Source organism: Mesobacillus selenatarsenatis SF-1, assembly GCF_000813125.1.
Classification (GTDB): domain Bacteria; phylum Bacillota; class Bacilli; order Bacillales; family Cytobacillaceae; genus Mesobacillus; species Mesobacillus selenatarsenatis.
Window position 1 is genome coordinate 15,543 of record NZ_BASE01000126.1, and the last position, 13,076, is coordinate 28,618.

The following is a 13,076-nucleotide window of genomic DNA, read 5'->3' on the forward strand; positions in this document are numbered from 1 at the left end:
TAAATGAGTCTGTTGATTTTCGTACCAGGCGCTTCGCTTTCATATCCTATAAAAAATAAAAACTGGCTGATCTACTCAGCCAGTATAAACGCGTGATTTTCTTTTCAGGTTTGATTCCATTTTTCTGCTGGCTGTCCGGGCGCGCTTTTTTGGAGTGTATAAAAAGGCTGCCAGATTTCCTGCAAAGACGAGCAATGCAAGGAATAGCCATGAACTGGCGAACAAAGCTTCTTTACCTCCAAGCTGGAAGTTTAGCTCCGGCATTCCTATGTAAAGCATCACGCCGCATAACAGCAAGTATAACAAGTAGCGGTTTTTCTTCATGTTCCCCCTCCTATAGGTTGTCTTATTTTATATCTATGCTTCCATAGCTAAAATAAGCATGGTAAATAGAAAAAGCTGCACAACTTTTTGTGCAGCTCGGTCACGGTTACAGCTCGATAGCCTCTCCAGCTTCAAGCACGGTGCCCTTGTTTTTCTTAAGCATTTTTACAAAAGCATGTGGATCCTGCTTGATTGGCGGGAATGTATTGAAGTGAATCGGCACGACTTCCTTTGCATTCAGGAATTCTGCCGCCAATGCCGCATCCTCCGGTCCCATCGTAAAATTATCGCCGATTGGCAGGAATGCCAGGTCAATTGGATGTCTTTCCCCAATCAGCTTCATGTCGGAAAATAAGCCTGTATCACCCGCATGGAACACTGTCTTCCCTTCTGCCATGAACAGGATACCAGCAGGCATTCCGCCATAAATGATTTCATTGTTTTCAGTCATCATGCCTGTACCATGGAATGCCTGAGTCATTTTCACTTTGCCAAAATCAAATTCATAAGCGCCGCCAATGGACATGCCGTGTGTGTTCAAGCCTTTCCAGCTTAAGTATGTAGCAACTTCGAAGTTGGCGATTACAAGAGCACCATGCTTTTTAGCCAGCTCCACCGTATCCCCAAGATGGTCCCCGTGGGCATGGGTGAGAATGATTACATCCGGCTTCACATCCTCCACCTTCAAATCAGTAAGGTCATTACCGGTGATGAATGGGTCAATCAGGATGGTCTTCCCTTTTGTTTCAATTTTAACAACAGAATGGCCGTGATAAGATACTATCATATGATCGCTCCTTTCAATCATTCATTAGATATTTCAACGTTACTTGCCTATCTCCTGCTTCCTTTTTCTGTATACCCACAGAATCTGGTTGATAAAAGTTTTACTTTTCACTCCTGAATTGCTACTCTCATAGTGTGATGTACATATCAGAGGAGGAATTTCTATGACGGAAAGATTGGCTGCATTATCAGGTTGGATGAAGGACAACGGTGTAGATGTCACCTTCGTTACATCCCCTGACAATGTATTTTACCTGAGCGGATTTTTAAGCGATCCACACGAAAGGCTGCTGGCTGTTGCCGTTTTCCAGGATGCCGAGCCATTCATGATTTGCCCGGCGATGGATAAGGAAAATGCCAAAAACGCTGGCTGGAATCTTGAAATCATCGGCTACAGTGACACGGATGATTCTATGGAGCTTGCTTACAATGGTATTAAAAAGCGTGTTTCTTCCATTAAGAAAACTGCAATTGAGAAGGAACAATTGAATGTTGAACGCTATGAAAAAATGGCTGGCCTTTTTGGTGGTACTGAATTTGTTTCGGCTGAAGAAAAACTGCGCCTCATGCGCATGGTAAAAACCGAAGAGGAATTGCAGAAATTGAGAAAAGCGTGTGAGCTAGCTGATTTTGCCATCCAGACAGGAGTGAATGAAATCCAGGAAGGCAAAACCGAGCTTGAGGTACTAGCAGCGATTGAATATGAATTGAAGAAAAAAGGCGTAACGGAGATGTCATTTTCAACGATGGTTCTTACTGGTAAAAATGCAGCAGCTCCACATGGCACACCAGGGCTGACAAAGATCAAAAAGGGCGACCTCGTCTTGTTCGACCTTGGCGTTGTGATGGATGGCTACTGCTCAGACATCACAAGGACCGTTGCTTATGGTGAGATCAACAAACAGCAGGAAGAAATTTATAATACCGTTTTAAAAGCTCAGCTCAAAGCACTTGATACTGCTCGCGCTGGTGTTGCATGCTTAGAGGTCGACCTTGCAGCACGACATGTGATTGAAGAAGCTGGATACGGAGACTACTTCCCTCACCGCCTCGGACACGGACTAGGTGTCAGCGTCCACGAGTATCCTTCATTAACAAGCACGAATCCATTATTAATGGAAAAAGGAATGGTGTTCACTGCTGAACCGGGAATTTATGTACCAGGCGTAGCCGGCGTGAGAATTGAAGACGATGTCGTCATTACCGAGGACGGAATCGAAATTTTAACGAAATTCCCTAAAGAATTGGTTTTTGTATCGTAAAATAAATCCAGAACCGCCTGCGATCCCGGATCCAGGCGGTTTTTTGGTAAAAAGCTTGTTTTCTTATCAATTAAATAAGTTTCTCAAAACGTTTCAACTTTTTTATTGCGAAAATACTTTTTTATAGCGAATTTCAGCTTTTTATAGCGATAATTACTTTTTTATAGCGATTTCGATTTTTCATAGCGAAAATTTCTTTTTTATAGCGAAATCCCAATTTTAATAGCGAAATGGAAAATATTCATGTTTTTTTCCAGTTAAAAAAGAGCAGCACAATTTATGCTGCTCTTCCTCTAATTAGCGATTATCCACTTTTTCAGGATACATATCGTGATTCATCATTCGATAATCAGCCATTTCTTCGTACTTGGTACCAGGCTTGCCGTAGTTGGTGTATGGATCGATTGAGATTCCGCCTCTTGGCGTAAATTTGCCCCAAACCTCAATATATCTAGGTTCCATCAGCTTAATCAAATCGTTCATGATAATGTTCATGCAATCTTCATGAAAATCACCATGGTTTCTGAAGCTGAAAAGATAAAGCTTCAGCGACTTGCTTTCGACCATCAACTTGTCCGGAATGTAGCTGATATAAATGGACGCAAAGTCAGGCTGTCCTGTGATCGGGCAAAGACTTGTAAATTCCGGCGTATTGAATTTCACGAAGTAGTCCCGATACGGATGCTTATTTTCAAAAGTTTCAAGAATTTCAGGGCTGTACTCAAACAAGTATTTTGTCCCCTGATTGCCAAGCAATGTTATATCTTTCAATTCCTCATCTTTTCTTCCAGCCATTTTAAGTGCCCCCTATTATATCTGCAAACGCTTTTTGAGGCCCAGGAACCCTGCTTATCAAATAAAAAACCATATCCTCTGGGATATGGTTGAATTAATCAAAACCATAGTTTTTTATAGAGGGTGTCCGCTATGAACCTCTCCTGCGAATGCCGGATGATTTATTCATTTTTATATAGCAACTATAATGAAATACCATTTCAAAGTCAAAAGAAAATTTTGATAAGAAATATGACAAATTCATGTATTTCCATATTTTATTTTTACATATGTTCACGAGGTTATTTACATATGTTCACCTACCTGATATATTATTCATGTAAGTAACACATAATATATTTGGGTTATATATTTTTCTTCTTTATGAAAGCGTTTCAACACATTTTTTATACGGAAAGGGTTTGATCCAATGTCTAAAGAATTAGCAGGAATGATCGATCACACATTACTTAAAGCAAATGCAACCGAAGCGGAGATTGTAAAGCTGGCTGAGGAAGCAAAAGAATATAAATTTGCTTCTGTTTGCGTTAACCCAACATGGGTTAAGAAAGCTGCTGAAATTCTTAAGGATGCTGAAGGAGTAGAAGTTTGTACAGTAATCGGCTTCCCTCTTGGAGCTACAACTTCAGAAACAAAAGCATTCGAAACAAAGAATGCAATTGAAAAGGGCGCGACAGAAGTCGATATGGTTATCAACATCGGCGCATTGAAAGACAAGCAATATGATTTGGTTGAAAAGGATATCAAAGCGGTAGTTGACGCTGCAAAAGGCAAAGCATTGACTAAGGTCATCATCGAAACTTGCCTTCTTAACGACGAAGAGAAAGAAATGGCATGCAAGCTTTCTGTTAATGCAGGAGCAGATTTCGTTAAGACATCAACTGGTTTCTCAACAGGTGGAGCAACTGTGGAAGATATCGCCCTAATGAGAAAAACTGTTGGACCTGATATTGGCGTTAAAGCTTCCGGCGGAGTAAGAAGCCTTGAGGATGCACAAAACATGATTGAAGCAGGAGCAACAAGAATTGGGGCAAGCTCTGGCGTGACAATCGTCAACGGCCTGACTTCTGAGTCTTCTTACTAAGAAAAGCGTAAGCGCCTCGGTCAGCCCCGACTTGCGCTGGAGGGCCAATCGATGAAGTCGTTCTTTGACTTCATTGGGCGGACCGAAGCGACACGAGCTGCTCAAAGCTAACGCTTCTCGCAAGATACTCGAGGAAGCTTTTCGGGGATGAAAACTGGCTAGGCGCTGAAGCTGGACAATTCTCGAAGCGAATACTAAATAAAATTGGGAATGGGGAATGGACGATGGATAAAAAAACGCTTGTTGAAAAAGCAATTGAAGCAAGAAGCACAGCATACGTTCCATATTCTAAGTTTCAGGTTGGCGCCGCAATCATCACTAGCAATGACCAAGTTTACCTTGGCTGCAATATCGAAAACGCTTCTTATGGTCTGACGAACTGTGCTGAAAGAACAGCTATTTTCAAGGCTGTATCTGAAGGCGATACTGAGATTAAGGCTATTGCAGTAGTCGCAGACACTGAAGGTCCCGTTTCTCCTTGCGGTGCCTGCCGCCAGGTAATTGCAGAGTTCGCAACTGACGATACAAAAATTTACCTTGCCAATCTGAATGGCGATGTAAAGGAAACGACAATCAGCGAAATCCTTCCTGGATATTTCACATCCAAGGATATGGATAAGGTTGATATGTCAAAGAAAATGGTATAGATTGATTATTTTAAGTTAACAAGGGGCAACTCCTCTATCCTATTGGATATAAGAGTTGCTCTTTCTTATTTGCTAGTAAAAGGAGGAAAGAGCCGGCCCATCTATTGGGACGGCATACATCATGGGAGACGCAGGTTTATTATTATCAGGCGCAGCACTCTTTCTAAACAGCTTAATGCTTCTGGGAAAGGCAAATGCGAAAAGTGTGGCAGTATTCAACTTATTCATCGGGGCACTGCAAGTGATTGTTCCGTTTTACTTGATTGCTGTATCTGACCAGAACAACTGGACGGTTTACAGCCTGGCAAGCATCTTTCTTTTTGGTTTTACCTATTTATATGTCGGTTTGACATTATGGAAAGATCTTGATGGCAGCGGACTTGGGTGGTATTCCCTCTGGGTTGCAGTACTTGCAGTCATTTATGCAGCTGTAGCATATGTACATTTTCAAGATATCGTGAGCGCTTTGACATGGCTTATGTGGGCCTATCTATGGTTCTTGTTCTTCCTTTCAATGGGTATGAACAAGAAAATCGACGTCTATATAGGCAAGGTGGCAATGGTCCAATCATGGCTGACATTGACTTTCCCGGCCTTATTGTCCATGACAGGCTTATGGCAAACTGACCAGGTTGCCAACGCCTGGATCTACTTCTCAATTGCTGCTTTCGTCTATTTTGCTTATATTACATTAAAGCTGAAAAAAACTTCTGCTCGAACTGAGAAATTCGCTTAAGAACAAAATGCGCCAGCGCCTCGTTCAGCCCCGACAAGCGCTGCAGCTGGATTAAGTAAAAAAAACCGTCCTGCCAAATCTAATTGGCCAGGACGGTTTTTTATTAGTATTTACTTCGCAAGTACATTTGTCAGCACAGGTACGACCTGCTTCTTGCGTGAAACGACGCCTTTAAGTGTCGCAGTATTATTTTCAAGAGTAACATTGAATGCTTCTTCAACTGCAGCAGCCTTTTCGCCAATCGCAAGTGCTGCGGAATCATTCGTCAAGATATCAGTAATCACCAATAAGAATAGACCAAGATTCTTTTCTGTAACTTTATTGATCAATGCTTCTTCAAGCTCTACCCTGCGCAAAAGGACATCATTGACGTCAACAGTGTTTACCTGTGCGATTTCAACTTTGAAATCTCCCATCTGGAATTCCTTGGCGTCAAGGGAAATAAGCTCTTCTATTGTTTTGCTGCTAAGATCCGCGCCAGCCTTTAGCATTTCAAGACCATATTCCTCAGCATCCACACCTGCGATTTCAGCCAAATGACGTGCCGCGGTAACGTCCTGGTCAGTACAAGTAGGAGATTTGAACAATAATGAATCAGAGATGATTGCAGAAAGCATTAGGCCTGCAATGTTTTTATCGATTTCAACATTGTTTTCCTTGTACATCTTATTCAAGATTGTCGCTGTGCAGCCTACTGGCTCAACGCGGAAGTATAGTGGATCGCTTGTCTCAAAATTAGCCACCCGATGATGGTCGATAACCTCGACGATTTGAACATCTGTAATGTCATCAGCGCTTTGTTGGCGTTCGTTGTGGTCAACTAGGATGACCTTGTCTACTTCTTCTGAAACTCTCCCTGCGAGACGCGGTGCTTCAGCTTTGAAGTAATCAAGCGCATATTGAGTTTCTCCATTGACCTGGCCCAAACGTACCGCTTCCGCATCAACACCTAGCTTTTGCTTTAAGTTAGCATAGGCAATGGCGGAGCAGATTGTATCCGTATCAGGATTTTTATGTCCAAAAACAAGTACTTTTTCCATCATGACACTCCTCAATAACAAATTAACACGGGCATTCTAGTAACTAGAACCCGTATATCCCATAAATAATATACGCTAAAATTGAAAGATTTTAAACAGCTTTGTACGAAATACGGAAGCTGAAAATAAGAGACCCGGATTATTCATCCGGATCTCCTGCAATTATATTTGCTCTAACAATGTTTTTGTTTCAGAGTATACAAGGTTATGCGCTTCTGCTACTGCCTGGTAAGTAACGTAGCCACTTAGTGTGTTGATGCCCTTTAACAATGCTTCATTGTCCAGGCAAGCCTGCTTGTAGCCTTTATTTGCGATTTGGACAGCGTATGGTACTGTCACGTTAGTCAGCGCGATTGTAGATGTTCTAGGAACAGCACCTGGCATATTGGCTACAGCGTAGTGTACAACTTCATGCCTTTCATAAGTAGGGTTGTCATGAGTTGTGATTCTGTCAGTTGTTTCGAAAATTCCGCCCTGGTCGATTGCGATATCGACAACAACTGAACCTGGGTTCATCGACTGGATCATTTCTTCTGTTACAAGCTTAGGAGCCTTCGCACCTGGAATCAATACGGCACCGATTACAAGGTCAGATGCTTTGACTGCTTCAGCAATGTTCAAAGGATTAGACATTAATGTTGTAATATCAGATCCGAAGATATCATCCAGTTGACGAAGACGATCTGGATTCAAATCGATCATTGTAACCTGTGCACCAAGGCCGACAGCCATTTTCGCTGCGTTTGTGCCTGCAACACCGCCACCGATGATTGTTACTTTTCCTCTTTGGACACCTGGAACGCCTCCAAGCAGGATTCCTTTGCCGCCGTGGACCTTTTCAAGGAATTGCGCACCGATTTGTGTAGACATACGGCCAGCAACCTCACTCATAGGTGTAAGCAATGGAAGAGAGCCGTTAGCCAGTTGTACCGTTTCATAAGCGATACCGACAACCTTGTTCTCGATCAAAGCCTTTGTCAGCTCTGGTTCTGGAGCAAGGTGCAAATATGTAAATAGAATCAAGCCTTCACGGAAATAACCATATTCTTCTGCCAAAGGTTCTTTAACCTTCATGACCATATCCTGTGCCCATGCTTCTTGTGCACTTTCAACGATTAGAGCGCCAGCCGCTTTGTAGTCCTCGTCTGTAAAACTAGAGCCATTTCCTGCTCCTGCTTCGATATAAACTTCATGACCGAAGTTTACAAGGTTTACTACTCCCGCAGGCGTCATAGCCACACGATTCTCATTGTTTTTTATCTCTTTAGGTACACCGATACGCATTATTGCATACCTCCTATAATAATAATTGCCCTACCATTTCTACCCTGCCACCACTATATCATTTTTTCAAATTATGAAATAGGAAAAATAGGTTAAGTAGGCTAGGATGAAAACACTTTCATTTTAGTAGAAAAAAATACTTTTGGCAAAACAATTCGTACAAAATTCCCTAAAATATACTATTCTGTATATTTTTAATTTTTGAGAAAGTATCAAAGTAACTTAAAAGGCCTGCTGAGCAGTGAATCTCAGCAAGCCTACTCATTCATTTTGTGTTTGAATTGAAAGTACTCATTCGAAACAGCTTCTACCTAAGTTCTTTGTTGTTTTCTACTGCTGCTTTCATCTGTTCTTGCGGGACTACACCGCTGTTGTATGAATCCATGATTTGCTGGCTTACCTGCATGACACCCTGGTCATCGTAATCATAAAATGACCGGCCTCGCTGTTCTTTTTTATCCATGTGAAATCCTCCTTCAAAATGATGCTTGCATTAGATAGTTTTCGTTGGATTGTCACAGCTATACTAATGAAACTGTTGTATAATATAGGTAAAGGAGGCGAGAACTATGGCACTTTATTATAAGAACATTTTAGTTGCCGTTGATGGTTCTAAACAAGCAGCATGGGCTTTTAAAAAAGCCATTGAGATCGCAAAAAGAAACGACGCGAGTCTGGTCATGACCCACATAATCGATTTACGCACCTTTGCTACTGTTGAGGCATATGACCGCACTATCTCAGAGCGTGCGACACAATTTGCTACAGAGTTGATGGAAAGCTACAAACAGCAGGCACTCGAAGCTGGTATCAAAGACGTAGATTATGACATCGATTATGGTTCACCAAAGGTCAAGATTGCGAAAGATGTTGCAAAGAAATATAACGCCGACCTGATTATCTGCGGAGCAACAGGAATGAACGCAGTGGAACGCTTCTTCATTGGAAGTGTCTCCGAGCATATCACCCGCTATGCATCATGTGATGTCCTGGTTGTCCGGACTGACAAAGAAAATTAACCTTAATAAACATACAAAAAAGCACGCAGCTTTTCGAGACTGCGTGCTTTTACCATTTATAGTGATGTTTTTGCTTTTTCGATTTGGATTTTCACCTGTGAAAAACCTGTCCCTCCAGCGCTGTTTCGTCTTTCCACCGCATTATAAGGGTTCAATGCTTGATAAATATTTTCCTCGAACAATGGGTTCATGGATTTGTATGCTTCCAATGGCAGGTCTGCAAGATAGCATCCTTTTTGGATACACTCAAGTACAAGCTTGCCGACGATTTCATGCGCCTCACGGAAAGGTACTCCTTTTGCTGCCAGATAGTCAGCCAGCTCCGTGGCATTTGAAAAATCATTCTTGACCGATTTCTCCATTTTCTCCTCTTTCACCTTCATAGTACCGATCATGCCAGCAAAAATCTTCAGGGAACCCTTCACTGTTTTAACAGTATCAAACATGCCCTCTTTATCCTCTTGCATATCTTTGTTATAGGCTAAAGGCAATCCTTTCAATACAGTCAAGAGTCCCATCAGGCTGCCATAGACACGGCCTGTTTTACCGCGAATCAGTTCAGCCATATCCGGATTCTTCTTTTGCGGCATGATACTGCTGCCGGTTGTAAAGGCATCTGATAGCTCGATGAACTGGAACTCCTGACTCGACCACAGTATGGTTTCCTCACACAATCGTGACAGATGCATCATTAACATAGAGCTGCCTGACAGGAACTCTAGAATGAAATCACGGTCACTTACAGCGTCAAGGCTGTTTTCATAAATGCCCTCAAACCCCAGTATTTCTGCAGTCATATGGCGGTCAATTGGAAAGGTAGTTCCCGCAAGCGCCCCGGCACCAAGAGGTGAAAGATTGATTCTTTTCATGCTATCTATATAACGCTGTTTATCCCGTTCAAGCATCCAAAAGTAAGCCATCAGGTGATGGGCAAAAGAGATAGGCTGAGCTCTTTGCAAATGAGTATAGCCAGGCATCAGCGTCTCAATATTCTGTTCCGCCTGAATGACCAAAGATTTTTGGAACTCTGTGATCAGCTCGATGATTTCGGATACCTGCTCTTTAAGGTATAAATGCATATCCGTCGCCACCTGGTCATTCCTGCTTCTTGCCGTATGGAGCTTGCCGCCGGTTGGACCGATCAATTCAGTCAGGTGGTGTTCAATATTCAGATGGATATCTTCAAGCTTAGCGGAGTATTCCAATTCGCCTTTGGACGCCTTTTGCTTTAATTCTTTCAATCCTTGGATAATTACATCAGCTTCGTTCTCTGTAATAACCCCGCACTTTGCAAGCATTGTGGCATGGGCGATACTGCCATCAATATCCTGGTCTGCTAGGTCCTGGTCAAAGCCAATCGATGCCCCGAACTCATCGACCCATTCCTCCGCAGATCCGGTGAATCTGCCTCCCCATAATTTCTTCACACTGTCACCTTCTTGCCCTGGACCATACTGTGAACAACTGTCGGCAGTCCCCACAGATTGATGAATCCAACAGCAGCATTATGGTCGAACTCATCGTCCGCCGTGTAAGTGGCCAGCTTTTCATTGTATAGAGAATACGGAGATTTTCTGCCTTCAATGATTGCATGCCCTTTGAAAAGCTTGACACGGACAGTACCTGTGACATGCTTCTGGGTTGATTTCAGGAACGCTGCCAGAGCATCCTGAAGCGGTGAGAACCAGAGCCCTTCATAAATCAATTCGGTCATCTTCTTCTCAATTACCGGCTTGAAATGGGCTACCTCTTTTACAAGCGTGATATCCTCCAGTTCCTTATGAGCCTTGATCAAGGTCATAGCCGCAGGAGCTTCGTACACTTCACGTGACTTGATGCCGACAAGACGGTTTTCCACATGATCAATCCTTCCGACACCATGCTTGCCTGCAACAGCGTTCAGCTCAAGGATCAATTCTGAAAGAGGATAAGCTTTGCCATCAATCGCTGTTGGAACACCCTCGACAAATTCAATCTCGATGATATCAGGTGTATCCGGCGCGTCTTCAAGCTCTGCCGTCAATTCATAAGCTTCAACTGGAGGCGCCTGCCATGGGTCCTCAAGAATGCCACATTCATTGCTTCTTCCCCAAAGGTTCTGGTCAATTGAAAACGGACTGTCAAGATTGATTGGAATCGGGATACCATTTTTAGCTGCATAAGCAATTTCTTCCTCACGAGACCATTTCCATTCACGGACCGGAGCAATCACCTTTAGATCCGGGTTCAAGGCTTTGATTGATACCTCGAATCGCACCTGGTCATTTCCTTTCCCTGTACAGCCATGCGCAACAGCTGTTGCACCTTCCATTTCGGCTATTTCTACTAGTTTCTTAGAAATCAATGGACGTGATAGTGCAGATACGAGCGGATATTTCCCTTCGTATAATGCATGGGCCTGTAGGGCGAAAAGTGCATAATCTTTGGCGAATTCTTCTTTGACATCCAGCACGTATGACTGGATCGCGCCGACCTTCAGAGCTTTTTGTTTAATGAAATCAAGGTCCTTTCCTTCACCAACATCAAGGCAGCAAGCAATTACAGCGTAACCCTGGTCCTTCAGCCATTTGATTGCAACAGATGTATCAAGCCCGCCAGAATAGGCAAGCACCACTTTATTATCAGTCATTTTTCATGCTCCTTTTATTCGGATATTTATTCATTTTTATAAATTTTTATTCATGTTTATAAAGGTAACAGGTTTTTGGGCACATTTCAAGATAAAATATGTTTTTTTATTGATCTAGTGACTGGCACTTGAATTAGACTAGTGTGGAAGCAGGTTTGAAAGTATAGTAGAATGTAAGCAAGAATTAGCGGAATGGGGGCAACATTAGATATGGAACAATATTTTCTTTTTAACAGCCGACTAGGCATTCCCCTGCCAGACTTAAAAGAAAACTGGGAAGAATATGACATTGATACACGGCACGGAATTCTCCTCCACTGGGAAAAAATTCGCGGCAGTATTCCTGACCGGATCGCAGAGCTTGAAAAAACAATCAACCTGAAGCAATCCCAGCTTTCCGATGAAAGCAACTTCATACGCTCATGCGAACTGAACAGTGAAATCTCCGAGCTGGCGTCCATCATAAATGACCTCTGGCTCTGGTATCGCACCCAACAGGATATTTCATCAGAGAAAATCCATCGATAGCACTTTTAATTTCATAAAAAATAGCCCGGAAGCTCCAGGCTATTTTTTGTTTTTACTTTTATTAAGGCTCTTTTCTCATACTTTATTGCTATTGAATACAAAAATGGATTTAATCACCATATTCCTTCGTAAAGCTGACGCTTCTTATGAGAAAAGAGCATGCAAACTTAATACCGACCTGCAAAACGTGTATATATTACGTTAAAATCGGCTTTAAGATTTTAACAACAATCTTTACGAAAACAACCTTTATTAAAAGAATATACGGCACCTATTATCAAAGCAGCCCCTGTTAATCTCAACACACCGTTGCCGAATGGACTGAGTTGATGAATGGTCGAACCAACCAGAATACTGCCAATAAATATTAAAAAAATCGTGATTAATAACCTCATGTGTACTCCTTTTGAAGTTTTTTACCCATAATGACATAAGATTCTTCATTACCATTTGGATAAAAGGCATCATTTAAACAGGTCCATCCCAAGTCTTCATATAGACTGCGGGCAGGAGCATTATTTGATTGCGTTGTTAGTACTGCCGTCTTGTGCTCTACGCCGTCTATCAACCGGGTTACCAGCTGTTTTGCCAGACCTTGATTCCTAAATGCAGGATGTACCCCCAATTCAACGAACTCAAAACAATCCCCTAACCAGTTTTGATACTCTTCTGGGTTGAACGCATTCGACAACAGCCCATGATAATACTGACCCGGTTGAGAAAAGTAACCATAAGCATAGCCAGCCACTTCCCCCTGCTCAGAAATAGCCACATAACCTCTATACCCCTCATATCTTGAATGCCTTACCACTCGATCCCTAATGGAACCATCTTCTTGATTCCATACTTGTTGGTATAAGACAGCTACCTGGTTCAATAGCTCTTCATCTCTACTAATTTCTTTATACTCTAACAACTTTTAAGCCTCCCTTGACAGCTTTG

15 protein-coding genes are annotated in these 13,076 nt (G+C 42.4%); 6 read left to right on the forward strand and 9 right to left on the reverse strand.

Annotated elements, in window-relative coordinates; all coding sequences use genetic code 11:
* Window positions 1–75 precede the first annotated feature (75 nt).
* Window positions 76–324, reverse strand: a complete 249-nt coding sequence (locus TY49_RS22160) for a hypothetical protein (protein WP_041968062.1) — start codon at window positions 322–324, stop codon at window positions 76–78.
* Between the two features lie 106 nt (window positions 325–430).
* Entirely contained in the window at window positions 431–1,111 is a 681-nt protein-coding gene (locus tag TY49_RS22165) for a metal-dependent hydrolase (RefSeq protein WP_041968063.1), read from the reverse strand.
* A 163-nt stretch (window positions 1,112–1,274) separates the two neighbouring features.
* Between TY49_RS22165 and TY49_RS22170 the strand changes: the two genes are divergently transcribed.
* Window positions 1,275–2,372 (forward strand): M24 family metallopeptidase, encoded by a 1,098-nt coding sequence (locus tag TY49_RS22170; protein WP_041968064.1) that lies wholly within the window; start codon window positions 1,275–1,277, stop codon window positions 2,370–2,372.
* 297 nt (window positions 2,373–2,669) lie between these two features.
* Here TY49_RS22170 and queF read toward each other — a convergent pair whose 3' ends face one another.
* Window positions 2,670–3,167, reverse strand: a complete 498-nt coding sequence (gene queF / locus TY49_RS22175) for a preQ(1) synthase (protein ID WP_041968065.1) — start codon at window positions 3,165–3,167, stop codon at window positions 2,670–2,672.
* Window positions 3,168–3,576: 409 nt separating this feature from the next.
* Here queF and deoC point away from each other — a divergent pair, with 409 nt between their 5' ends.
* The 3 genes from deoC (at window position 3,577) to TY49_RS22190 (ending at window position 5,634) form a co-directional block, all read left to right on the forward strand.
* Window positions 3,577–4,251, forward strand: coding sequence for a deoxyribose-phosphate aldolase (gene deoC / locus TY49_RS22180; RefSeq protein WP_041968066.1), 675 nt, complete (start codon window positions 3,577–3,579; stop codon window positions 4,249–4,251).
* 224 nt (window positions 4,252–4,475) lie between these two features.
* The gene (locus tag TY49_RS22185) at window positions 4,476–4,898 is read left to right on the forward strand and encodes a cytidine deaminase (RefSeq protein WP_041968067.1); all 423 of its coding nucleotides are present in this window, start codon (window positions 4,476–4,478) and stop codon (window positions 4,896–4,898) included.
* 121 nt (window positions 4,899–5,019) lie between these two features.
* Window positions 5,020–5,634 (forward strand): AmiS/UreI family transporter, encoded by a 615-nt coding sequence (locus TY49_RS22190; RefSeq protein ID WP_041968068.1) that lies wholly within the window; start codon window positions 5,020–5,022, stop codon window positions 5,632–5,634.
* 110 nt (window positions 5,635–5,744) lie between these two features.
* On the opposite strand, the gene TY49_RS22195 is transcribed toward TY49_RS22190, so the two are convergent.
* The 3 genes from TY49_RS22195 to TY49_RS25085 all read right to left on the reverse strand — a co-directional run bounded on the left by TY49_RS22195 (window position 5,745) and on the right by TY49_RS25085 (window position 8,421).
* Complete coding sequence (locus TY49_RS22195) at window positions 5,745–6,674, reverse strand: manganese-dependent inorganic pyrophosphatase (RefSeq protein ID WP_041968069.1); 930 nt, start codon at window positions 6,672–6,674, stop codon at window positions 5,745–5,747.
* Window positions 6,675–6,836: 162 nt separating this feature from the next.
* Window positions 6,837–7,958 carry an alanine dehydrogenase gene (gene ald / locus TY49_RS22200; RefSeq protein ID WP_041968070.1) on the reverse strand — a complete coding sequence of 374 codons (1,122 nt, stop codon included), beginning with the start codon at window positions 7,956–7,958 and terminating at the stop codon, window positions 6,837–6,839.
* Between the two features lie 307 nt (window positions 7,959–8,265).
* Window positions 8,266–8,421, reverse strand: a complete 156-nt coding sequence (locus tag TY49_RS25085; protein ID WP_198135667.1) for a hypothetical protein — start codon at window positions 8,419–8,421, stop codon at window positions 8,266–8,268.
* A gap of 106 nt (window positions 8,422–8,527) precedes the next feature.
* Between TY49_RS25085 and TY49_RS22205 the strand changes: the two genes are divergently transcribed.
* On the forward strand, window positions 8,528–8,977 hold the full coding sequence (locus tag TY49_RS22205) for a universal stress protein (protein WP_041968071.1): 450 nt from the start codon (window positions 8,528–8,530) through the stop codon (window positions 8,975–8,977).
* A 56-nt stretch (window positions 8,978–9,033) separates the two neighbouring features.
* Here TY49_RS22205 and argH read toward each other — a convergent pair whose 3' ends face one another.
* Window positions 9,034–10,404, reverse strand: a complete 1,371-nt coding sequence (gene argH, locus TY49_RS22210) for an argininosuccinate lyase (protein ID WP_041968072.1) — start codon at window positions 10,402–10,404, stop codon at window positions 9,034–9,036.
* On the reverse strand, window positions 10,401–11,606 hold the full coding sequence (locus TY49_RS22215; RefSeq protein ID WP_041968073.1) for an argininosuccinate synthase: 1,206 nt from the start codon (window positions 11,604–11,606) through the stop codon (window positions 10,401–10,403). The genes argH and TY49_RS22215 overlap by 4 nt, the downstream gene beginning before the upstream one ends.
* A gap of 210 nt (window positions 11,607–11,816) precedes the next feature.
* On the opposite strand from TY49_RS22215, the gene TY49_RS22220 reads away from it, so the two are divergent.
* A complete protein-coding gene (locus tag TY49_RS22220) occupies window positions 11,817–12,134 on the forward strand; it encodes a hypothetical protein (RefSeq protein WP_041968074.1) in 318 nt (105 codons plus the stop codon).
* A gap of 391 nt (window positions 12,135–12,525) precedes the next feature.
* Here TY49_RS22220 and TY49_RS22225 read toward each other — a convergent pair whose 3' ends face one another.
* A complete protein-coding gene (locus tag TY49_RS22225) occupies window positions 12,526–13,050 on the reverse strand; it encodes a GNAT family N-acetyltransferase (RefSeq protein ID WP_041968075.1) in 525 nt (174 codons plus the stop codon).
* Between the last annotated feature and the right edge of the window lie 26 nt (window positions 13,051–13,076).